At 46.6% G+C, this 22,428-nt stretch carries 19 protein-coding genes; 2 read left to right on the top strand and 17 right to left on the bottom strand.

Annotated elements, in window-relative coordinates:
- The first annotated feature begins 119 nt into the window (after positions 1–119).
- Positions 120–818, top strand: a complete 699-nt coding sequence (gene aqpZ / locus A9237_RS13200; protein ID WP_009707332.1) for an aquaporin Z — start codon at positions 120–122, stop codon at positions 816–818.
- A 53-nt stretch (positions 819–871) separates the two neighbouring features.
- Here the strand turns inward: aqpZ and recR are convergent, their stop codons facing one another.
- The 7 genes from recR to A9237_RS13170 all read right to left on the bottom strand — a co-directional run bounded on the left by recR (position 872) and on the right by A9237_RS13170 (position 6,707).
- Positions 872–1,471, bottom strand: coding sequence for a recombination mediator RecR (gene recR / locus A9237_RS13195; RefSeq protein ID WP_005432989.1), 600 nt, complete (start codon positions 1,469–1,471; stop codon positions 872–874).
- A 30-nt stretch (positions 1,472–1,501) separates the two neighbouring features.
- Positions 1,502–1,831: a YbaB/EbfC family nucleoid-associated protein gene (locus tag A9237_RS13190; protein ID WP_005432961.1), complete on the bottom strand. Its 330-nt coding sequence runs from the start codon at positions 1,829–1,831 to the stop codon at positions 1,502–1,504.
- Between the two features lie 82 nt (positions 1,832–1,913).
- Positions 1,914–4,103 carry a DNA polymerase III subunit gamma/tau gene (gene dnaX, locus A9237_RS13185; protein WP_078608336.1) on the bottom strand — a complete coding sequence of 730 codons (2,190 nt, stop codon included), beginning with the start codon at positions 4,101–4,103 and terminating at the stop codon, positions 1,914–1,916.
- A gap of 8 nt (positions 4,104–4,111) precedes the next feature.
- Entirely contained in the window at positions 4,112–4,657 is a 546-nt protein-coding gene (gene apt / locus A9237_RS13180; protein WP_005452085.1) for an adenine phosphoribosyltransferase, read from the bottom strand.
- A gap of 167 nt (positions 4,658–4,824) precedes the next feature.
- A complete protein-coding gene (locus A9237_RS13175) occupies positions 4,825–5,172 on the bottom strand; it encodes a YbaN family protein (RefSeq protein WP_045413578.1) in 348 nt (115 codons plus the stop codon).
- A gap of 72 nt (positions 5,173–5,244) precedes the next feature.
- Entirely contained in the window at positions 5,245–5,376 is a 132-nt protein-coding gene (locus tag A9237_RS27585; protein WP_005380608.1) for a hypothetical protein, read from the bottom strand.
- A gap of 224 nt (positions 5,377–5,600) precedes the next feature.
- Positions 5,601–6,707, bottom strand: coding sequence for a response regulator (locus A9237_RS13170; protein WP_078608334.1), 1,107 nt, complete (start codon positions 6,705–6,707; stop codon positions 5,601–5,603).
- 283 nt (positions 6,708–6,990) lie between these two features.
- Here A9237_RS13170 and A9237_RS13165 point away from each other — a divergent pair, with 283 nt between their 5' ends.
- Positions 6,991–7,866: a LysR family transcriptional regulator gene (locus A9237_RS13165; protein WP_005439791.1), complete on the top strand. Its 876-nt coding sequence runs from the start codon at positions 6,991–6,993 to the stop codon at positions 7,864–7,866.
- A 66-nt stretch (positions 7,867–7,932) separates the two neighbouring features.
- On the opposite strand, the gene purF is transcribed toward A9237_RS13165, so the two are convergent.
- From purF to fabB, 10 genes are all read right to left on the bottom strand, one after another.
- Entirely contained in the window at positions 7,933–9,447 is a 1,515-nt protein-coding gene (gene purF / locus A9237_RS13160; protein ID WP_009707338.1) for an amidophosphoribosyltransferase, read from the bottom strand.
- A gap of 36 nt (positions 9,448–9,483) precedes the next feature.
- A complete protein-coding gene (locus tag A9237_RS13155; protein WP_005432921.1) occupies positions 9,484–9,975 on the bottom strand; it encodes a CvpA family protein in 492 nt (163 codons plus the stop codon).
- Positions 9,976–10,036: 61 nt separating this feature from the next.
- Positions 10,037–10,630: an SPOR domain-containing protein gene (locus A9237_RS13150; protein WP_009707340.1), complete on the bottom strand. Its 594-nt coding sequence runs from the start codon at positions 10,628–10,630 to the stop codon at positions 10,037–10,039.
- Positions 10,631–10,644: 14 nt separating this feature from the next.
- On the bottom strand, positions 10,645–11,907 hold the full coding sequence (gene folC / locus A9237_RS13145; protein ID WP_039842456.1) for a bifunctional tetrahydrofolate synthase/dihydrofolate synthase: 1,263 nt from the start codon (positions 11,905–11,907) through the stop codon (positions 10,645–10,647).
- A gap of 46 nt (positions 11,908–11,953) precedes the next feature.
- On the bottom strand, positions 11,954–12,880 hold the full coding sequence (gene accD, locus A9237_RS13140) for an acetyl-CoA carboxylase, carboxyltransferase subunit beta (protein ID WP_005439795.1): 927 nt from the start codon (positions 12,878–12,880) through the stop codon (positions 11,954–11,956).
- A gap of 196 nt (positions 12,881–13,076) precedes the next feature.
- Positions 13,077–13,871, bottom strand: a complete 795-nt coding sequence (truA, locus tag A9237_RS13130) for a tRNA pseudouridine(38-40) synthase TruA (protein WP_005439796.1) — start codon at positions 13,869–13,871, stop codon at positions 13,077–13,079.
- Positions 13,872–13,961: 90 nt separating this feature from the next.
- A complete protein-coding gene (locus tag A9237_RS13125; RefSeq protein ID WP_078608333.1) occupies positions 13,962–18,503 on the bottom strand; it encodes a FimV/HubP family polar landmark protein in 4,542 nt (1,513 codons plus the stop codon).
- Between the two features lie 199 nt (positions 18,504–18,702).
- Positions 18,703–19,716: an aspartate-semialdehyde dehydrogenase gene (locus tag A9237_RS13120; RefSeq protein ID WP_005433088.1), complete on the bottom strand. Its 1,014-nt coding sequence runs from the start codon at positions 19,714–19,716 to the stop codon at positions 18,703–18,705.
- The gene (locus A9237_RS13115) at positions 19,713–20,846 is read right to left on the bottom strand and encodes a 4-phosphoerythronate dehydrogenase (RefSeq protein WP_041058411.1); all 1,134 of its coding nucleotides are present in this window, start codon (positions 20,844–20,846) and stop codon (positions 19,713–19,715) included. Before A9237_RS13115 ends, A9237_RS13120 begins: the two co-directional genes overlap by 4 nt.
- Positions 20,847–21,173: 327 nt before the next feature.
- The gene (gene fabB, locus A9237_RS13105; RefSeq protein WP_005433116.1) at positions 21,174–22,385 is read right to left on the bottom strand and encodes a beta-ketoacyl-ACP synthase I; all 1,212 of its coding nucleotides are present in this window, start codon (positions 22,383–22,385) and stop codon (positions 21,174–21,176) included.
- Between the last annotated feature and the right edge of the window lie 43 nt (positions 22,386–22,428).

Raw genomic sequence — 22,428 nt, 5'->3', positions numbered from 1 at the left:
GTATGAGACAGAAACGCTCATATCTGGCATTTTGGTTAATTTCCGTGCTTCAACTCACACTTTTCTGACAATTCTCTACTATGTTCAGCGGGTAATCTAAATCCGCAATAGGAAACAATATGAATAAATACATGGCAGAGGTTTTTGGTACTTTTTGGTTAGTGCTTGGTGGTTGTGGTAGTGCAGTGTTAGCGGCTGGCTTCCCTGATGTCGGCATTGGCCTGTTGGGCGTTTCTTTGGCGTTCGGTCTTACCGTACTTACAATGGCATTTGCTATTGGCCATATCTCAGGTTGTCACCTAAACCCAGCAGTAACTATCGGTCTATGGGCTGGTGGTCGTTTCGAGACTAAAGACGTAGTGCCTTACATCATCGCTCAAGTGATTGGTGGTGTTATTGCGGGTGGCGTACTTTACGTAATCGCAACCGGTCAAGCAGGTTTTGACGTGGTTGGTTCTGGCTTTGCCGCGAACGGTTACGGCGCGCATTCTCCTGGCCAATATTCAATGGTTGCAGCTTTAGTGACTGAAGTTGTCATGACGATGATGTTCCTAATCGTGATCATGGGTGCAACAGACAAACGTGCACCGCAAGGCTTTGCGCCTATTGCTATCGGTCTATGTTTGACATTGATTCACCTAATCAGCATTCCTGTGACAAACACATCGGTTAACCCAGCGCGTAGTACTGGTGTTGCGGTATTTGTTGGCGACTGGGCGGTTTCTCAGCTTTGGCTATTCTGGGTAGCACCAATCGTTGGTGGTATTCTAGGTGCACTTATCTACAAGAACCTTCTAGGTACAGAATCAAACGATTAATCGATTCTCGAACCTCAAGATCAAAAAAGCCGCTGAATTCAGCGGCTTTTTTATTAAATCTTGTGTCGACCCAGAAGGGAGTGTGACAAGGTAGTCCCGTCCACGAGCTCAAGCTCGCCACCGACTGGTACACCGTGTGCAATGCGGCTTGCTTCCACTTGGTGTTCTTTACAAAGTTCTGCGATGTAATGAGCCGTCGCTTCCCCTTCTACCGTTGGGTTGGTAGCAAGAATCACCTCAGAGATATCTCCGCGGCGCAGACGGTAATCCAATACATCTAGACCAATATCACTTGGACCAATTCCGTCCAGCGGTGATAAATGTCCCATCAGTACAAAGTATCGACCCGAGTATTGACCCGTTGCTTCTACTGCTGCGATGTCTGCCGGACTTTCTACCACACAAATCTGACCATTTTCTTGGCGTTTTGGGTTAGTACAAATATGACAAACTTCTTCTTCAGTGAAAGTACGACACTCGGTGCAATGGCCAATTTCTGTCATTGCTTGGCTAAGCGCGTCTGCTAGTTGCAGACCGCCTTTTCTATCACGCTGTAACAAATGAAAGGCCATACGCTGCGCCGACTTGGGGCCAACCCCAGGTAGACAACGTAAGGCCTCCATCAATTGTTCCAGCATATGACTGGTACGCATTGAAAATCCGCTTAGTTAGAATTCAGCAGATTAGAATGGCATTTTCATGCCTGGTGGTAGTTGCATACCGCCAGTTACTGAAGCCATTTTCTCTTTTTGAGTTTCTTCAACGCGACGTGCTGCATCGTTGAATGCTGCAGCGATAAGATCTTCTAGCATTTCTTTGTCGTCTTCCATCAGACTTTCATCGATTTCTACACGACGCACACTGTGACTACCAGTGATTGTAACTTTAACTAGACCAGCACCAGACTCGCCAGTTACTTCCATATTCGCGATTTCTTCTTGAAGCTTTTGCATGCGATCTTGCATTTGCTGGGCTTGCTTCATTAGGTTGCCCATACCGCCTTTACCAAACATGTTTATCTCTCTGGTTTAATTAGGTGTTGCATCTGTTAATGGGGCTGCCACTTTGTGTTTTCAACCCCATTCCGTTCATTTTTTAGATAGGACGTACACTATCTTTGTCAAGCTCTGCTGAGAAACGGCGCTCGATGAATTGTACGTGCGGATCGTTTTCTAAACTGTTCAGCGCTTGCTGTAATTTCTCTTGGTAGAGTCTATCTCTCAACTCTAGTGGCGTCTCACCACTTTCGCTAACATCAATACTCAAATGACACTCTTCACCCAACACATGGTTCAGTGCACTGTGCAGCTCACTTTGCGCTCTGTCGGTGTTCAAGTGTGCCTGGCTGCCTCTTAATTGTAGCGAAACTGTCGAGCCTTCTTTGTTGAAATGCGAGTTTAATGCAAGTTGTTCAACCAACTTAGGCGTATCCATCTTGCTAATCAGATTCGCCCACTCGCTTTTATCTAGAGATTCATCAACCAATTTTTGCGCCATTTCTGGCGTCTTTTCGTGCTCTAGCGCTTGCTTGAGCTGCGTAGGTGTCAGCTGCGTATTGGCTTTCTTTTCAACCGGTTTGGTTGGTCGCCAACGGTACGCTTCATCCTCTGGAGCTTGCTTTTCAGCTTGAGGAGCAGACTTAGGCGACACCTGCGCGGAATTGCCATGCAATTGCGCTAGACGGTCAATAACCGATTCTTTCTGTGCAGATGTCGCGTTAGACTTTTTTGGGCCACCACTTTGCGTTGGTGCTTGTTGCTGTCCCTGACGCTGTGAACGTAATTGGTGACGTAGGCCGCTCAAATTACCACGAGCAGGTGCCGGAGCACTTTCTTGTGGCTGAGCTTGTTGAGGAGCTTGCTGCGCTGGCGCAGGGTTCTCACTCATCGGCGGAGCCATATCGTATTGTGGTGCCATATCGTAGCCACCCTGATACTCAGGTTGGTACTGCGGCGCTTCATTCATCGAAGCCGGAGACTGTGTCGTCGGCTGACTCATCGACTGAGCTGGCACTTGATGTTGCGCTGACGGCGTAGGTCGGTTCTGCATGTGCTGTGCAGGCGCCTGAGCCACAGGAGCTTGTTGCTGCGATGGTCGTTGTGGCGATGACTGCGGAGCTGCTTGCGATGATGGGCTCACGCTTGATGTCGGCGCGACTTGAGGCTGTGATGAAGTAGAAATCACGTTCGCGCTATTATTTGCTGACGGACGGAATGCCATCATGCGCAATACGATCATTTCCATGCCGACGCGACCATTTGGTGACAACGTCAGATCTTCACGGCCTTTTAAAGCAATTTGGTAGTAAAGCTGAACATCTTGTGGTGTGAGAGCTTTACTCAATAATTCGATTTTTTCGGCATCAGGTTGCGCCTGATCCAAGGTCGATGGCAAAGCTTGGTACATCGCGACACGGTGAAGCTGCGACGCCAATTGTTGTAGCAATCCATCCCACTCGACACCGTTTGATGCAAGTTGCTGGATTTTGTCCATCGCCTGTTGCGGCTGCTTACTGCTGATCGATTCCAGCAGGTGAATCGCTTGGTCTGTATCAATCGTTCCAAGCATGTGGCTCACGATATCGGTTTGAATCGTACCGTTGCCTAGGGCGATAGCTTGGTCAGTTAAGCTCAGTGCATCACGCATACTGCCATCTGCAGCGTGCGAGATCATGCCAAGTGCTCTTGCTTCTGCAGAGACTTGTTCTTTTTCCAGAATATGGTCAAGTTGCTGATGAATATCATCAACACTGATTGGCTTAAGATGGAACTGCAAACAGCGTGACAGAATCGTCACCGGCAGTTTTTGCGGATCTGTCGTAGCCAACAAGAACTTCACATACTCAGGCGGCTCTTCCAGCGTTTTTAACAGCGCATTGAAAGAGTGACGCGAAAGCATGTGTACCTCATCGATGAGGTACACTTTAAAACGTCCGCGAGCGGGTTTGTATTGAACGTTGTCTAACAGTTCACGAGTGTCTTCAACTTTAGTACGAGAAGCTGCGTCGATCTCCAGTAGGTCAACAAAGCGACCTTCATCAATCTCACGACAAGTATCACACTCACCACAAGGGTTAGCAGTAATACCTGTTTCACAGTTCAGGCCCTTAGCAAACAGTCGGCCAATCGACGTTTTACCAACGCCTCGCGTGCCGCTAAATAGGTACGCATGGTGTAAGCGATTTTGCGCTAACGCGTTCTCCAAAGCAGTTAAGACATGGCTCTGCCCGACTACTTGATCAAACTTATTAGGACGCCATTTTCGCGCTAAAGCTAAATAACTCATTGAATGTATTAGTGTCCTTCAAACTCGCAAATGCTGTATACGTTCAGACCTAGACCTTCTAGGCGCTTATCACCACCGATTTCTGGTAGGTTGATAACGAATGCAGCGTGCTCTAATTCACCACCTAGTTGGCGGATCAGTTTTGTTGTTGCTTCAATTGTGCCGCCAGTTGCTAGCAGATCATCAACAACCAATACTTTATCGCCTTCTACGATTGCATCAGTATGAATTTCTAGCGTATCAACGCCGTACTCAAGCTCGTAAGATTGAGCAACTGTTGGACGAGGAAGTTTGCCTGGCTTACGCACAGGAACAAAACCTACACCCAGCTCTAACGCTAGAGGTGCGCCAAAAAGGAAACCACGCGCTTCTGTACCGACAACTTTCGTGAAGCCCATGTCTTTGTAACGCTCAACCAAAAGGTTAATCGTTGCTTGGTACGCTTTTGCGTCTTCAAGAAGGCTAGTCACGTCGCGGAAAAGAATGCCTGGCTTTGGGTAGTCTTGGATGCTTTTGATGCTAGATTTGATCAGTGAAATTGTTTCTGTAGTCATAATACCGATTTACTTAGATTGGCTCATCGCCCTCTGTTCTTATCGCAGTATATATGAGGGCAACAAACAATAGGTTTTCATCCCTATGAGCTCATTTTCTTAAAAAGTCACAGGCGCTGAAAATACAAACGCCCACTCGAAGAGCGGGCACACTATTCTCTACAATCTTAGTGATTTTCTTCTCGGTCAGCAACCAACTCAGTCACAGGTAGACGCATAAACCAACTCAGTAAAACGATTAGCATCACTAAAAGCGCAATTTTTACCCAAATGATAGGGGCGACGAGAATGGATACGGTAAAGCTCAGCACAATAAATACCGCACCACGTTGTTTTACTTTACGGGTAACGGCTCTGTGCTTATGCCAATTATCGAGCATTGGACCAAACGTTTTGTGTTCGTGCAACCAACGATGAAACGCAGGGCTTCCACGCATAAAACACGCGCTTGCCAATAGGATAAAGGGAGTGGTGGGTAATAAAGGAAGAACGATACCGGCGATGCCAAGTATCATGCAGAGTCCACCAGCAATATTGAAAAAGTAACGCTTAATACGAATGGTGGACTCCAGTAAACAATCGCTCGATTAAAAACCTGCGTAACCGTTCATTACGCGAAGCCAGGTTAGCGTTGCAGGTAGAGTTGGGATCAAAAGGACTGCAATGAAACCTAGAAAGTAAAAAATATTATAAGGCTCTTTAAAATCTTTGTCTGCCATGATGCTTCTTCTCACTTGTTGACTTTGCTTCTCCCAACCATGCATCGTTAAAATATCGTTGCACAAATGGGTCATTATTGTTTTAAGCGCTGACTATACCTTAAACATCAAACGCTAAACACCAACAAAAAGTAAGGTTATAAAGGGCAGCAACGAGGGAGATACGAAAAGAAAAAACAAAAAAAGCAGCATCGATATGCTGCTTTCATTTAGATGATTTATGTTTACATCAAGCGGTTCAAACGAACGATGTTTAAGCTAAAGCTTGATGTTCCTAGACAGCCAATAGACAGTTGACCACTCGTCGTAATCGGGAGCTCACGAGTGATGAAGTTCTTCATACTGCCATCACCAAGACGGTTCCCCGCCGCTATATGTTGAATCGTATGACCATCAGACCATTGGCTATCAAGACCCGCTGGTAAAATTGAAACCGTCGATGACGCTAAATCCGCAACACCAAACACGGCATTTACTGCTCCAGCGCAATCCGAGCATTGAATGCCCTTCTCAATAATCTCGACCATGTCTTTCAAGTCGGCACTAAAGCTTTTCAGGTTGCGTAAGTAGTCATCAAACAGAGCGCGCACAAGTAATGTCGTCGCTACCCCATCCTCTTCCAGTGATGCTGAATCGACGAGGTAAAACGCAAACTGACCGTTCATCAACCACCGATAATCAAACACCAACGGCATAACATCGGTAGACTGCAATAATCGGTAAGAACACTTCCAGTCGCCTTGCGACGCATCTTTCTCCGGGAGCAATGCATGAAGCAAATCACGTGCAGCATTCGGGTTTTGCTGTAAATACTCTAAATGCCAATGGAGCTCTTGCTCATCAGGCATTTCTCCACCGTCATCAACTCTAAACCACTGGCTGGAGAAATCCCTATGGTCAGAATAATGGCAGTCGGCTTCCTCAAGCGTGTTATCGATCGCTTGAGACAAATGTTTATAGTTTCCAATTGGTTTTGGTAAGAAGTCTTTAATGCCAAAACGCAGCGCTTTCGCTACATCAGACATTTCGTCGGTGCCCGATACCACGATCAGTGGCATAGATGGATACTCTAGGCTTACCTCTTCTACAAATTCGATTCCGTCTAGGACGGGCATTGATAAGTCACATAAGACAAGATCAGGCTGGCACTCCCTCAGCTGTTGAAGCGCCTCTAGGCCATTTTCAGCTTCTACTACCTTGAAACCCTGACTTTCCAAATAGGCACTAGTTACTCTACGAAATATAGGGTCATCGTCCACCAACATGATGAGCTTGTGATTGACCACTTCCTGCGCCGAGACCATTGCCGTTTGACTGTGAGTCTTAAACATACCTTTACACCTCACAAAGCTCAGTCAAAAAACAAATTCTAAGTTATTATTGTTGTTGTATTCACATCTTACGAAACGTTGTGCAGCAAGACGTCAGGCCCTTTCACCTTGTTATAAACCGTAGCCTGAAATTGACGTTTATACAAATATTCCATTGTTTATCAGTATTTACTAAGAGCCTCCTGCTGTGTTCAAATGACGCAACATGTTGACTTAAAGCAAACTTTGATCACAAAGTTAATTATAAATTAGCCATAAACGGTAGTTTAATGTGTCTGGAAATATGAAATTAGATGATCTAAACCTATTTCGATTGGTTGTCGAAAATGGGAGCTATACCGCAACTTCGCGAAAAACCATGATTCCGGTGGCAACCATCACCCGACGCATTCAAGCGCTTGAAGACTCTGTCAATCTTCGATTGCTGAACCGTCATGCGCGTAAGCTTTCTCTGACTGAAGCCGGGGAACGTTTTTACCATGAATGCTCACCTTTGCTGCAACGCCTAACCTCGACAGCAGAGGAAATTACGGATGATTGCCGTGGTGCATCGGGCAAGATCAAGATCTCTGCGCCGTACAACTTGACGAAGCGCATGATGATGCCGATGTTCAATTCGTTCATGAAACAGTACCCAGATATCAACATCGAACTGACAACGGAAAGCAACGCCGATCAACTTGATCCTACAGAGTGGGACGTGATCTTCCGTGTTGGCCCGCAACGTGACTCCAGTCTGATTGCTCGTAAAATCGGTGAAGTGAAAGACATTCTGGTCGCGAGTCCTGATTACTTGAGCGCAAACCCTGCTCCAAATCACGCTGAAGAGCTTTCTAACCACTCTTTGCTAAAAGGTTCACCACTTATCAAGTGGACGCTGATTAACAGCAAGGGCGAGTCTGTGGTGAACGTAGAGCGTGGTCGTTTTCAAGCAAACGCACTGAACGTGGTTCGTAGCTCTTGTTCGGAAGGTCTTGGCATTACGTTGATGCCTGATGTGATGATCAAAGAGTACATCGAAAGTGGCGATCTCGTGCGCATATTGCCAGATTGGAGCGCAAACCCGCGTGACATCTACATGCTTTACAACCACAAAGATCACCTACCAGAGAAAGTTCGACTATTCATCGACTTCGTGATCGCCTACAACATTCATTAATGTTGAGCACAGATACAAAAAACCAGAGCCGAAGCTCTGGTTTTTTTATGTCTTTAGCAGCGCGATTTAAGCACCTTCGTTGTGCAGTTCTAGGTTTGCTAAATCTTGCTGAATCTCGCGTTGCGTTTTCGCATCGTCGTTGCGCAAGCCATCAAGGAAATCTAGATATTGCTGATCGATATCACCTGTCACGTATTCACCGTTAAATACAGAGGTATCGAATTGCGTGATGTCTTGATTGCCAAGACCAACCGCTTCAACCAAGTCATCCAAACGCTGATAAATCAGTGCATCTGCGCCGATTTGCTTACAGATAGTTTCGTTATCACGGCCATGTGCAATCAGCTCTGTTGCGCTTGGCATATCGATACCGTAAACGTTCGGGAAGCGCACTTCAGGAGCCGCTGAAACCATAAACACTTTGTTCGCACCGGAATCACGAGCCATCTCAATGATCTGCTCTGAAGTTGTGCCACGAACAATAGAATCATCGACAAGCAGTACATTCTTATCTTTGAACTCAGAACGAATAGCATTTAGCTTACGACGAACAGATTTCTTACGTTGCTGTTGACCCGGCATGATGAACGTACGGCCGACGTAACGGTTTTTCACGAAACCTTGGCGGTATGGTTTATCAATGGCTTGTGCAATTTGCAGCGCAATATCACACGATGTTTCAGGAATTGGGATAACCACGTCGATATCAAGATCTGCGTAATCTTCACGGATACGGTCACCCAGCTTTTTACCCATTTCAACACGAGCGCTGTAAACCGAGATCTTATCAATGAATGAGTCTGGACGAGCGAAGTAAACGAATTCAAAGATACATGGGTTCAGTTTTGGATTGTCGCCACATTGCTTGGTAAACAACTCGCCTTCAAACGTTGCGTAAATCGCTTCACCTGGTGCGACATCACGAACAAAGTCAAAACCAACCGCATCAAGTGCTACAGATTCTGAAGCCACCATATACTCTGTTCTGCCTTCGACTTCACGCTTACCTAAACATAAAGGGCGAATACCATGTGGGTCACGGAAAGCAATCATGCCATGACCGATGATCATCGCTGCGACAGCATAAGCGCCACGGATTGTGCGGTGTACATTCGTTACAGCGCGGAAAACGTCATCCGCAGTTACGTTACCTTTTACCGTATCGATCTCATGAGCAAGTACGTTTAGAAGTACTTCTGAGTCTGAAGTGGTGTTGATATGGCGGCGGTCTTTTTCAAACAGCTTCTGACGAACTTCATGAGCGTTAGTCAGGTTACCATTGTGGGCAAGTGTAATACCGAAAGGAGAGTTTACGTAGAAAGGTTGAGCTTCAGAGGCACTTGAACTGCCAGCGGTTGGGTAACGAACGTGACCGATACCAACCTCACCTTGTAAGCGTTGCATGTGTCTTGCTTCGAACACATCCTTCACTAAACCGTTCGCCTTACGCAGACGAAAACGATTGCTTTCTATGGTACAAATACCAGCGGCATCTTGGCCACGATGCTGTAACACCGTTAACGCGTCATAAATAGACTGGTTTACAGGCGTTGTGCCCACGATTCCAACAATACCACACATGTCCTAATCCTCGATTTGCGACAGTAGCTGGCACTACTAGATAGTGCCAGACAGAAAACTTGATGTTGCTTTTAAATGCTCGAAGAATGGGGCGATGATACGGCTGAACTCAGGGACCAACTGTGACTCTTTCCACCAATCCGAGCTTGGGAATGCAGTAAACGCATCCATAAAAAACAGCACCGCAGAAACAATCAGTACTCCGCGTAAACCACCAAACACCACACCGAGAATTCGATCGGTACCTGATAGCCCTGTTTTTTGTACCAGTTGACCAATGACGTAATTCACCACTGCACCAACCACTAAGGTTGCGACGAATAACGCCGCAATTGCGGCTCCGTTTCGAAACATTTCATCTTCGATGTTGGTGAAGTACACCGCCAATTTGGCGTAGTAGTTGCTGGAGATAAAAAATGCTCCAAACCAAATCACCAAAGACAAAGCTTCTTTAGCAAAACCGCGAACTAAACTGATCAGAGCTGAAAATCCGATCACACCTAAAATGACAAAATCTAACCAATTCATGTTTTCTTCATCTTAAGTTGGCGCGCATTTTAACAGAAAAAATGCTGACGCAAACGTTTTCTTATGGATTTAATGGCTTAAATTTAAGCAATTGACCTTTTGAGCCTGTAATTTTTTGTAATTCCTTGACCTGTCGTTCAAGTTTACTTTTTGATACATCAGGACCAACAATCACTCGAGTAAAAGCTGTCTCTTTTTTTACATGAGCTTGGTAACCACGCTTCTGTAAATCCTCTACTAACGCAACAGCATTCTCATGATTTTTCAGTGCCATCAACTGAATGATCCAAGCAGAATCTTCATATTGATTTTTTTCTTCAACTGGACGAACCGCAACTTCCACCTGTTCAGGTTGTTTTGTTTCTTCTGGTTGGGTAACTGGCTCTGGTTCTGGCTCCGAAACGGCAACTTGAGGCTCTTCGGATTCATCTACCGTTGCCGTAACCGGAGATTCAGGCAAAGAGACATCATCTTCTACAGGCTCTAGTATTTCGAAGTTCTCCACATCGCTATCAAGTTCAGGTTTGATAGGAATACTGGCAAACTCTTCTTTGTAGTGCAGTTTCTTACCATCTAGCACGTCTGGAAGTACGATGACCCCCACCGCCACTAGAATGATGGTGCCGACTAAACGACTTTGGAATTTACTTGCCATCAAATTACCTTTGATTACTCATTATTTGATTGCCAATGCTCCAACACTTCGCCCACTGTATGGAAGGAACCAACCACCAAAATAACATCGGCTTGAGCGGCGTGTTTCTGCGCGCTCTCAAACGCTTCGACTGGGGTTTGGAACTGAACTTGACCTTGAGGTAAGTATTGGCACAGTTCATCTGCTGTCGCCGCGCGTGGGCCAGTTAGCGATGCTGGGTACCATTGTGTTGCAATTGGAGTTAATGCTTCGATTGTTGCCTTGATGTCTTTATCGTGCAGCATCGCGACCACAACGTGGATATTCTTATCCGCGTATTGGCGTTTCACCTTCTCAACTAAATATTCAGCAGAGTGAGGGTTGTGCGCGACATCAAGAACGATTTCTGGGCCCGTTTGCAGAACCTGCATTCGGCCAGCTAGACGAGCATTATTCAAGCCATTAACGATATTAATGTCAGTGATTTGCAATTCTGAAGCGCCAAGTGCCATTAAAGCTGTTGCCGCATTAGGTAGCGGTAGCGATGGAACTGGTAGGTCTTCTAATGCAAATGCGCCACTGGTCCACTTCCAGCCTTTCTCAGTCAATTGGTAATCGAACTGGATACCAACTTGGAAGAACTCAGCTTGAATGTCATCAGCGTGAGCAGCAACGGTTGCTGGCGGCGTCGGTTGGCCACAAATCGCAGGTTTACCAGCACGGTAGATGCCCGCTTTCTCAAAGCCAATCACATTGATGTCATCACCAAGCCAATCAACATGGTCGATAGCCAAGCTAGTAATCACTGATACATCATGATCCACAACGTTTGTTGCATCTAAACGCCCACCGAGGCCAACTTCTAGCAGAACTACGTCGACTTTCTCAACTTGGAAAATACGAAGTGCGGCTAACGTACCGAATTCAAACAAGCTTAGACTAATATCGCCGCGTTGCTGCTCAACGTAATCAAACGCCTCACAGTGTTTGCTGTCCTCTGCATCCACGCCATTGATGCGCACACGTTCGTTGTAACGAATTAGGTGTGGAGAGCTGTATACACCCACTGAGTAGCCTGCATCTAACAGGATGGCTTCCATCAATGCACACGTCGATCCCTTGCCATTGGTGCCGGCAACAGTAATCACAGTAGGAGCAGGTTTGGTGAGGTTGGCTTTTTGCGCTACCGCTTGAACACGGTCTAAGCCAAGGTCGATAGCTGAAGTGTGGAGATTTGTTAAATAATCAAGCCACATCGTTAGAGAGGATGTGGCTTGAGGAATAGAGTTTTGGGTCATCTAACTTTAACCATTAATTTCTTTGGTTTTTATGTTAGCTGATACTTTACCCTTTTTCGTCCGCTTCTGGTACAGAATATGGTTCTTCATTTGGAGATTCGTTAACCGAAACCACCATAGGAGACTTGTGGTTAGTTAGCTTAGCCACTAGACCACCCACACGCTGACGCATTTCACGACGGTCAACGATCATGTCAATCGCACCGTGCTCAAGAAGGAACTCACTACGTTGGAAGCCTTCAGGAAGGTCTTCACGTACTGTCTGTTCGATTACACGACGACCTGCAAAGCCGATAAGTGCTTTAGGTTCACCAATGTTGATGTCACCTAGCATTGCCAAACTCGCTGATACACCACCCATTGTTGGGTCAGTCAGTACAGAGATGAATGGTAGGCCTTTGTCAGAAAGACGCTCAAGTGCTGCACTGGTTTTCGCCATTTGCATTAGAGACATCAGTGCCTCTTGCATGCGCGCACCGCCACTTGCTGAGAAACAAACAAGCGCACAGTTGTTTTCAATTGCTGCTTCTACCGCTTTAACAAAGCGTGCACCAACAACAGAACCCATTGAACCGCCCATGAAAGAGAATTCAAACGCACACGCCACTAGTGGCATGCCCAGCAATTCACCTTGCATTACGATCAGTGCATCTTTCTCGCCGCTGCTCTTTTGCGCTGCAGAGATACGCTCTTTGTAGCGTTTAGAATCTTTAAACTTCAGTTTATCTTGTGGCTCAAGTTCAGTGCCAAGCTCTACGCGTTCACCTTCATCTAAGAATGTTTCTAGACGACGACGCGCTTTCATGCGCATGTGGTGATTACACTTAGGACAAACTTCTAGGTTGCGCTCAAGCTCAGCATGGTACAGAACCTGCTCACAAGAAGTACATTTGGTCCACACGCCTTCAGGAATAGAGGCTTTACGTGAACTTACTAGGTTGCTTTTCTCTAAAATCTTTTCAAGCCAACTCATGGAAGACCTTTTCTCTCAACTCTTCCGCTTCATTGCGAAAGATATAAATTCGGGAATATTGCGGATGGATTAAAACATATCTTGCCGCGACTGTAGATAAAAAACTGGTTGTACCTATTTTTGATATCATTAATAACGCACAGTTTCTGCACGTATCCAGTCTAAAATACCGATATTTTGAAACAAAATCGCAAATTTAGTTCAAATTATCTGGCAAAAACAGCGGACCGATCGGAACTTGTGGCAATCCAAACTCTTCTGGGTAGTCCACATCCACTAAATACAGACCTTCAGCTTTCGCCGTTGCACCTGCTAATTTGCGGTCTTTTGCTTCAAGTAGCCACTTGATCCATTCTGGTTTTTCTTCGCCACGACCTACCTTGATCAGACTGCCAGTAATGTTACGCACCATATGGTGGACAAAAGCATTCGCTTTAATGTCAATCACGATGTAATCACCATGACGAGTCACATTAAGGTGCATCAAATTACGGAATGGGCTCAACGACTGGCAATGCGCAGCGCGGAATGAACTAAAGTCGTTCTCACCTAACAGGTACTGACCTGCTTCATGCATTTTCTTCTCGTCTAGCTCACCGTGATAGTGGCTAACGCCAGAATTTAAAATACCAGGACGCAACGCGTGGTTGAAGATGATGTAGCGGTAACGACGTGCGGTTGCTGAGAATCGAGCATGGAAATCATCGTTCACTTCCACAGCCCAGCGGACAGCGATATCACTTGGCATGTTCGCGTTTGCGCCCATGGTCCAAGCCACCATTTTACGACTCACGTTGGTGTCAAAGTGAACGACCTGACCAGTGCCATGTACGCCAGCATCGGTACGACCTGCACACTGTACTTCGACAGGGTGGTTCGCGACCACAGATAATGCTTTCTCTAGCTCTTCTTGGACACTTTTCACGTCTCTTTGGCGTTGCCAACCAAAGTAGTTTGTACCGTTGTATTCGATACCTAATGCGATTCTCATTTTAACCTTCGAACTCTAAAATGGGGCGGGAAGTATATACGTAAGTCCTTCCAGATACAAAAAAGGGCAGCGTTTGCTACCCCTTTTTACTTATCGACCGTTAATCGTGTCGATGAGAGTTTTAGCCTCTCGGCGAATATCGTCCTCACCGTAGACGATCGCTTCCTCTAACAGTTTAATCGCGCCTTGAGGGTCGTTCATTTCAAGGTAGATCTTTGCTAGGTCTAGCTTGCCAGCTGCTTCAGCATTGGTATCTACGTCAACATCACCAATATCGCCAATCACATCCGGAAACTCATTCAAACCCACATCGAGTTTGAGCTCTTGCTCTTCAAACTCACCACCGTCTTTGTCTACCTGAGCCATCAATTCATCAATGGTCATGAATTGATTTTTCTTCGGATCAAAATCGGTTAGGTCGTCTTGCTCACCCCAGTTTTCTTGCGCGATCTCAGGCTGTGCAAGTGCTTCTGATGAACTCCACACTTCACGCTGGTCTTCTGGAACCTCTGCCGTTGATGAGGTGTTTTCTGGCGACAGCTTAAAGCCATCCCAATCGTCACCAACATCCAGCATGGTTTCAAAGTCCATACCTGCACTTGCAATAGTGTCGCTGTCTAACTTGCCATCAAACACTTCAGATTCAGCATTTTCAGACAACAAGTTCGCCATCGCAGACTCTTCAAAGTCATTTAATTCCGACTCTAGGTCATTGCTCGGCTCAGGCTCTAAATCGGCACTGAAAGCGTCTGGTTGCGCGAAGACTTCAAACAGAGCGTCATGGTCATTCTCTGCTTGTTGTACAGCTTGAGAGACTTCTGAGTGCTCTTTAACAACCTCAGGTTCAACAGTGTCAGAGTCAGAACTTGCTACCTCTTCTGTCACTGATGCCAAAGCATCTTCTTCATTGAACTCTGGTAGTTCAAAGTCATCGAAGTTGAACTCGTCTTCTGCTTCAGCAATCGGCGCTTGAGGCTCAGCGATTTCAGATTCCGCTAGCGCTGGCTCTTCAGCCATCGAAGCTAATGCGTCTTCTTCGTTGAACTCTGGAAGCTCGAACTCGTCGAAGTTGAACTCTTCTTCTACTTCCGCGACTGGCGCTTCAGGCTCAGCGATTTCAGATTCCGCAAGCGCAGGCTCTTCGGCCATCGAAGCTAATGCGTCTTCTTCATTGAACTCTGGAAGCTCTAACTCATCGAAGTTGAACTCTTCTTCTGCTTCCGCAACTGGCGCTGCAGGCTCAGCGATTTCAGATTCCGCTAGCGCTGGCTCTTCAGCCATCGAAGCCAATGCATCTTCTTCGTTGAACTCTGGAAGCTCTAACTCATCGAAGTTGAACTCTTCTTTTGTTTCCGCAACTGGCGCTTGAGGCTCCGCGACTTCAGATTCCGCTAGCGCTGGCTCTTCAGCCATTGAAGCTAATGCGTCTTCTTCGTTGAACTCCGGAAGCTCTAACTCGTCGAAGTTGAACTCTTCTTCTGCTTCCGCGACTGGCGCTTGAGGCTCCGCGATTTCAGATTCCGTTAGCGCTGGATCTTCGGCCATCGAAGCTAATGCGTCTTCTTCGTTGAACTCTGGAAGCTCTAACTCATCGAAATTGAACTCTTCTTCTGCTTCCGCAACTGGCGCTTGAGGCTCAGCGATTTCAGATTCTGCTTGCGCAGGCTCTTCAGCCATCGAAGCCAATGCGTCTTCTTCGTTGAACTCTGGAAGCTCTAACTCATCGAAGTTGAACTCTTCTTCATCAATAGCCGATTCAGTCGAGCTTGCCGCGACGGGTTCTTGTTCAATTTTGTTTTCGGGTTCGATCTCATCAACCAGCCAATCTTCCTCTTGAGGAATTCCAAATTCGTTTTCAACCGTATTTGGTGTTGGCGTGAACGTTGGAGCCGGTTCAGTTTCCGGTTCTACCATCGTTTCTTCTTGTGGCTGAGACGCTTCCGTTAGGCTTTCTGCTTGAGGATCTAACGCTTCAGAAACTTCAGCTGAATGCTCTTCAACTGTCTTTTCTGCTAGTTCGTTACCTTCAACCAAAGGTTCAGCCGGAGCTTCAGGTTGCTGATCCGCATTCTCACTTGCTGCTGGCTCTTCACCGATTAAAGCGTCAAGTTCTGCTGCAAAGTCTGAACGCTCTTGTTCATTTGGTAATAGCGCTTCGTTGTTACTTTCGAATAGCTCATCAAGCTCCGTCATTAACGGATCATGTTCTGGGGAAACGTCCTCAAGGTCACCTAAGAAATCATGGCTATCAAAATCATCAATCGATTCTGGTTGCTCTTGTTCTATCGGCTCACTTGGAAGCTCTACCGGGGTTTGGCTATCAACTTCAGGTTGGTTCTCACTCAGCAGAGCATCAATATCCAAACCAGAATCGAGACCAAGCGCTGCTTTTTCCTCTTCCAGACCGGCAGCAGGCTCAACATCTGTCATTAGCTGAGGTTGTTGAACACTCTCTTCAGCTTCTGGCTCTAGATCATCAAAGCCTAGCGAAGCAAGAAGATCGTCGTCACTCAGCTTGTTTTCTGCTTGTTCTAACTCGTCATCTTCACGAATCAGTTCATCAAATGGATCGATTTCACTGCTTGTTTCGTCCTGCTCTTCTACGCTCTCGTCGCTAAGCAGTTCGTCCAGCAGATCAACACTGTTTTCATCAATGTCTTCAAGAGAATCGTCACCATCGAACCCCGACAGCTTTTCTAGCTCATCCAGCGGGTCAAAGTCATCATCGGAGGCGTCTTCATCATCGAAGCCAATGAGCTCATCAAGTAAATCTGTACTGTCTTCATCGATGGTAGGCTCTTCGCTTAAACCTGCGATGTCTTCCAACTCTTCAAGTGGATCAAGTTCGTTAAGCGGTTCGCCATCGTCTTCACCGATCAACTCATCAAGTAACGCAGATGCTTCTTCTTCACTTGAATCGCTATCAGATAAACCAGATAACGTTTCTAGCTCATCAAACAAATCATCATCAGTGTCTTTTGGCGTTGGCTGTTCATACTGTGCAAGCAACTTGTCGATGTCGTCATCTGTCGCTTCACCCGCAGAGAATGCGGTTTCTGATACCGTTGGCTTATCATCTTCTACGTCTAAGTTGAGATCGTCACCATCAAGGTCAGCAAACAGATCATCGAGCATTGCTTGATCAAGCGCATTACTTTGTAACTCTTCCGCAGGATCATCTGCAGCGAGTAATTCAGCAAAGGCGTCGTCAGACATCGCGTCAGAGCCGTCTTCGTCAGAAAGATCGAAGCCTGCATCATCATCGTCATCGAGCACTTCAAGCTCTGGCGTCACCTCATCGAGTGCGCGCTCCATCTCTTCAAGGCCAAGGGCTTTTTCTTCGCCATTGACCTTGATGCCGTTGCTTGAAGAATCAAACTCATCGAAGCCGACATCCAACTCGCCATCGTCGCCAATGCCAGCGAATGGGTCTTCGCCGTCGTCGCCTTCTAGATTGAAGTCGAGGTCATCGTCATCGAGGTTACCGAAAACATCCTCTTCTTCAGGCTGTTGTTCTTCTTGTTCGAATAGGTTTTCTGTTTCGTCGTCATCGCCGAACAGGTCATCATCTAGGCTTAGCTCTTCATCTAATTCATCAGCAGCCGCTAAACCGATTGGCGCCGCAAGAGGATCAACGTTTTGCTGTTCTTGTGCAGCAGCTTCTTCCTCTTTCGCTTTAGAGCGTCGACCAAGTAGCATAACGACTAGCAACGCAATCAAAGCACCCGGAATTAATGCCGCAAGACCGACAAGCCAACCATTCGTCAAAATTTTGTCCATGGTGCTCGGTTGCATGCGTTGTTGTTCAGCGACACGTTGGCGCTCTTCTGCCAGCAGTTTTTCTACTTCTGAGCGAATGCGTTCTTCATCGTTGAGCGAGGTTTTTAGCGTTTCGACTTCACTCTGTACTTCAGAAAGCATTAAACGCAGGCGATGGTTCTTCTCTTCTAAAGATTCCAACTCACTTTGCGAACCTTGCAGCTTGTCTTTTAGCGCACTGACTTGCTTTTCACCCTCAGGTGATGTGCTCACTGCAGGCACTGGAGTGGTTGGTTCTACTGCTTTAATTGGCTCTGGTTTCGGCGTTTCTGGCTTAACTGACTCAGGTTTAGGCTCTGGCTTTGGCGCTTCAACCACAGGCTTCGGCGGCTCAACTTTCGGTTTTACCGGCTGAGCAGGCGTTGGTTTAGGCTGAGTAAGGCGAGCTTCATGCGCTTTCATGATCGCAATCGCTTGTGCGGTTGTCGCACTTTGCACTTGCTCTAGAGAAGGCACACGCAGACGACTTCCTGGAATAAGCTCGTGGATATTTTGCTTATCAAACGCTTGAGGGTTTATGCGATAAATGGCGAGTAGCGTTTGTTGTACGGAAACATTTCGAGAAGGTCGTAATTCAGAAGCGATCGACCAGAGAGTCTCGTTTTGACCAGTCGGACCGAAGAAACGCGACGGTTGGTCATTTTCAGGTGGAGCGGGTAATGCTCGTTCAATCTCCTCAGCGTAGCTCGGAGATGCTTGCACTTCACCAGAGGGTCCTACAAGACGAATACCTTCGGCTTGAACCACTGACGATGTCTGAGTCGCGCTCATCAGCACAAGGGCTGCTAACAAACGCTTATAATTTTGACGCATAGAAGGCTCAGTTAGGTGCTAGTAACAATTTGAAATGGTGATCGGTTAAATATATCGGATAAAGCACGCAAAACTATAGCGTTGAGGGTAAAAAATGTGTGGCTCTCACCATATTCGTACTAATCTCACACAATTTTACGCCGTTCGAACAAAAAAGCCTCGCATAGTGCGAGGCTTAAAGGTTCTTAGCGAGGTCGACTTAGTAGTAGTCGCGGATCAGAACTTCTGCGATTTGAACCGCGTTAGTTGCTGCGCCTTTACGAACGTTATCTGCAACAACCCATAGGTTTACGCCGCTGTGATGGCTGATATCGTTACGGATACGACCTACCATTACGTGGTCTTTACCGCCCGCATCGCGAACTTGTGTTGGGAAGTCTTCACCGTGGAATACTTCGATACCGTCAGTTTGCTCAAGCAAGTTAACGACTTCTTGTGCATCGATTGGTGAACGCGTTTCAACGTGAAGTGCTTCTGCGTGGCCGTAGAATACTGGCACGCGCACACAAGTTGGGTTTACGGTGATTGATGGGTCGTTAAAGATCTTTTGCGTTTCCCACACCATTTTCATTTCTTCTTTGGTGTAGCCGTTTTCCATCATCTGGTCGATTTGTGGAATACAGTTAAATGCGATCTGTTGAGAGAATTGCTTCTTGTCTGCCGGCAGACCGTTTAGCAACTTCGCTGTTTGACCTGCTAGCTCATCAATACCCGCCTTACCCGCACCAGAAACCGATTGGTACGTTGATACGTTAATGCGCTCAATACCCACTGCATCGTGAATAGGCTTTAGTGCCACCAGCATTTGAATGGTTGAACAGTTCGGGTTCGCAATGATGTTACGGTTACGAAACTCTGCAATCGCTTCTGGGTTTACTTCAGGCACAACTAGAGGAATATCGTACTCGTAACGGAAGTGTGATGTATTGTCGATAACAATCACGCCTTCGTCTGCTGCGATTGGAGCCCATTTTGCTGACAGTTCACCACCAGCAGAGAACAGAGCGATGTGCGCTTGTGACCAATCAAACTCTTCCACGTTTTGTACGCGAATTGTTTTACCATTGAAACGGTAAGTCTTGCCTTCACTGCGTTCACTTGCCAACAGGAAGATTTCGCCTACTGGGAATTTGCGCTCTTGAAGCACTTCCAAAATTGTTTCACCGACCGCACCGGTCGCACCTAATACGGCAACATTGTATTGCTGGCTCATTGACTTACCTCAACCTGAAAACCTAGTTCTGCTAATGGTGCAAGATTGCATGTTTCGTTACCCACTAGCGTGACAGCGCTGTACTCGCGGCGATCCCAGTAGTTTTTACGCATCAGGTCAAAAGAGCCTGGCTTACTGATTTCGCGGCGGAAAAGAGCGTCATCTTTACGCACATCATAGATTAACTGCGTGATGTTGTGCAGCGTTGCTTCATCCCATGCTCTGTCCAATACCATAGTCGGGACAGGCGCGGTCGGCAGTAAATCGCTGGCATGCGCACGTAATTCGTTATTTAAGAACTCACAGTAGCTGTTGAAAATCATCGTCGTACCGCGAGCTTTCCCTTCCAGACCATAGCCTGCAACGTGAGGGGTTGCGAATGCTAGCAGAGGCAGAAGCTCCATATCAACCTCTGGTTCAAATTCAAATACGTCGAGTGCCGCTGTAAAGCCGTCGTTTTTCAGTAAACGTTGCTTCAGCGCTTGGTTGTCCACAACTGGACCGCGTGCCGCATTGATAAGAATTTGATCGCTACGAAGACCATTTAACACCTTCTCATCAATCAAATGATGGGTTGGGTGTGGGCCATCTTTAGTGATAGGTGTGTGCAGCGTGATGATGTCAGAACGTTCGATAAGCTCTGCTAACGGAGTGAAACTGCGAGAATCACCCTCTTCTTGCTTGAATGGGTCGTTGATGAGCACGTTGATGCCCATGCCTTTCAAACATTTCTCAAGGTAACTGCCGACTTGACCCGCACCGATGATACCAACGGTTTTATCGAAAACAGAGAAACCTTGCTGTTGTGCTAGCACCATCATGACGCTGAACGCATACTCGGCAACGCCAACTTTGTTACATCCTGGTGCTGCGGTGAAGAAAATGCCCTTCTCTTTTAAAAGCGCTTGATCAACATGATCCATGCCCGCCGTCGCCGTACCAACGAACTTCAGCTTGTTTGCTTTGCTGATCAGTTCTGAGTTTACTTTGGTAACTGAGCGAATCATTAGCGCATCTACATCCACTAAATCATCGGCTGTCAGTGTACGACCAGGTTTTAAAATCACTTCACCGAGTTGGCTGAATAGCTCTTCAGCGTACGGCATATTTTCATCAACAATAATTTTCATAGCGCCAGCGTTTAACATCCATTTGTATGAGTTCGTTTATTCGCAAGATGCGAAGCTAAAGCGATTGTGCCCTTTTCTTGAAAAATCTCAACAACTATACCCAAGTGACTTTCAAAAGCAGGTTTCAGAAAAGAAAAAGCCCGGCTAAATTAGCCGGGCAAAGTTCCAGAACAAAAGGATCCTATCCCGCTCTCCTTGGGATAGAGTCTGCGTCTGTTCGATCAGTTTGACTGATCAAGCTCTGGAAACTGGTTTGTTGGTCCGTTTACGCCGTATGGGAAATCACAGTGATATTCCGACCAACAAATTCAGTTAGCTTTGGGTCGCTTACGCTTGGTACTTTTTGATTACCAATGTTGCGTTTGTACCACCAAAACCAAAGCTGTTTGACATAACAGTCGTTAGCTCTGCGTCGCGAGCTTCCGTTACGATGTCTAGACCTTGTGCTGCTTCATCCAAGTTAGAAATGTTCACACTTGGCGCAATGAAGTTGTTGTCTAGCATTAGCGTTGAGTAAATCGCTTCGTGAACGCCAGCTGCACCTAGTGCGTGACCTGTCATTGCTTTTGTTGCAGAAATCGCAGGGCTGTTGTCGCCGAATAGCTCTTGGATAGCGCCTAGCTCTTTCACGTCACCTACAGGAGTAGAAGTACCGTGTGTGTTGATGTAGTCGATAGCATCAACATCTTGCATTGCCATCTTCATACAACGAACTGCGCCTTCACCTGATGGTGCTACCATGTCGTAGCCATCAGAAGTCGCGCCGTAACCTACGATTTCGCCGTAGATTTTCGCGCCACGTGCTAGTGCGTGCTCTAGTTCTTCGATAACTAGCATGCCGCCACCACCAGAGATAACGAAACCGTCACGATCTGCATCGTAAGTACGAGATGCTTTTTCTGGCGTTTCGTTGTACTTAGTAGATAGTGCGCCCATTGCATCAAACATCATAGTTTGAGACCAATCTAGCTCTTCACCACCACCTGCAAAAACGATGTCTTGTTTACCAAGTTGGATAAGCTCCATCGCGTGACCGATACAGTGTGCAGACGTTGCACAAGCTGAGCTCATTGAGTAGTTCACACCACGAATCTTAAATGGTGTTGCAAGACACGCAGATACTGTTGAAGACATAGTACGTGGCACCATGTAAGGACCTACGCGTTTTACGCCTTTCGCACGCATCGTGTCAGTTGCTACTGTTTGGTTTAATGCAGAAGCACCACCAGAACCAGCAACGATACCTGTACGATCGTTTGAAACTTGTTCTTCAGATAGACCAGCGTCTTCAATTGCCTGCTGCATTGATAGGTATGCATAAGCAGCCGCATCACCCATAAAGCGCATCTGCTTACGGTCAATAAACTCTGCAGGGTTGATTTTCAGATCACCCCACACCTGCGAACGCAGACCGTTTTCTTTAAACTGCTCAGACGCAGTGATGCCAGATTTGCCCGCTTTAAGAGACGCTAGAACTTCTTCGACGTTGTTACCGATACTTGAAACAATACCCATACCGGTGATTACGACTCGTTTCATTATGACATTCCTATAATTCAAAAATCCGCTAGATAATAACTAA

It is taken from the genome of Vibrio owensii (assembly GCF_002021755.1).
In the GTDB taxonomy this organism is placed as follows: domain Bacteria; phylum Pseudomonadota; class Gammaproteobacteria; order Enterobacterales; family Vibrionaceae; genus Vibrio; species Vibrio owensii.
Note: the sequence above shows the minus strand (reverse complement) of the source record. Positions and strands in the feature narration are given on the sequence as shown.

What these genes read in the sequence shown, in the direction of transcription:
- A9237_RS13150 (WP_009707340.1), bottom strand. Translation starts at nt 10,630, where the DNA reads ATGGCAAGTAAATTCCAAAGTCGTTTAGTCGGCACCATCATTCTAGTG.
- aqpZ (WP_009707332.1), top strand. Translation starts at nt 120, where the DNA reads ATGAATAAATACATGGCAGAGGTTTTTGGTACTTTTTGGTTAGTGCTT.
- A9237_RS13120 (WP_005433088.1), bottom strand. Translation starts at nt 19,716, where the DNA reads ATGAGCCAGCAATACAATGTTGCCGTATTAGGTGCGACCGGTGCGGTC.
- A9237_RS13170 (WP_078608334.1), bottom strand. Translation starts at nt 6,707, where the DNA reads ATGTTTAAGACTCACAGTCAAACGGCAATGGTCTCGGCGCAGGAAGTG.
- A9237_RS13165 (WP_005439791.1), top strand. Translation starts at nt 6,991, where the DNA reads ATGAAATTAGATGATCTAAACCTATTTCGATTGGTTGTCGAAAATGGG.
- fabB (WP_005433116.1), bottom strand. Translation starts at nt 22,385, where the DNA reads ATGAAACGAGTCGTAATCACCGGTATGGGTATTGTTTCAAGTATCGGT.
- A9237_RS13155 (WP_005432921.1), bottom strand. Translation starts at nt 9,975, where the DNA reads ATGAATTGGTTAGATTTTGTCATTTTAGGTGTGATCGGATTTTCAGCT.
- A9237_RS13115 (WP_041058411.1), bottom strand. Translation starts at nt 20,846, where the DNA reads ATGAAAATTATTGTTGATGAAAATATGCCGTACGCTGAAGAGCTATTC.
- folC (WP_039842456.1), bottom strand. Translation starts at nt 11,907, where the DNA reads ATGACCCAAAACTCTATTCCTCAAGCCACATCCTCTCTAACGATGTGG.
- A9237_RS13125 (WP_078608333.1), bottom strand. Translation starts at nt 18,503, where the DNA reads ATGCGTCAAAATTATAAGCGTTTGTTAGCAGCCCTTGTGCTGATGAGC.
- recR (WP_005432989.1), bottom strand. Translation starts at nt 1,471, where the DNA reads ATGCGTACCAGTCATATGCTGGAACAATTGATGGAGGCCTTACGTTGT.
- dnaX (WP_078608336.1), bottom strand. Translation starts at nt 4,103, where the DNA reads ATGAGTTATTTAGCTTTAGCGCGAAAATGGCGTCCTAATAAGTTTGAT.
- purF (WP_009707338.1), bottom strand. Translation starts at nt 9,447, where the DNA reads ATGTGTGGTATTGTTGGAATCGTGGGCACAACGCCTGTAAACCAGTCT.
- A9237_RS13190 (WP_005432961.1), bottom strand. Translation starts at nt 1,831, where the DNA reads ATGTTTGGTAAAGGCGGTATGGGCAACCTAATGAAGCAAGCCCAGCAA.
- A9237_RS13175 (WP_045413578.1), bottom strand. Translation starts at nt 5,172, where the DNA reads ATGATACTTGGCATCGCCGGTATCGTTCTTCCTTTATTACCCACCACT.
- accD (WP_005439795.1), bottom strand. Translation starts at nt 12,880, where the DNA reads ATGAGTTGGCTTGAAAAGATTTTAGAGAAAAGCAACCTAGTAAGTTCA.
- A9237_RS27585 (WP_005380608.1), bottom strand. Translation starts at nt 5,376, where the DNA reads ATGGCAGACAAAGATTTTAAAGAGCCTTATAATATTTTTTACTTTCTA.
- truA (WP_005439796.1), bottom strand. Translation starts at nt 13,871, where the DNA reads ATGAGAATCGCATTAGGTATCGAATACAACGGTACAAACTACTTTGGT.
- apt (WP_005452085.1), bottom strand. Translation starts at nt 4,657, where the DNA reads ATGACTACAGAAACAATTTCACTGATCAAATCTAGCATCAAAAGCATC.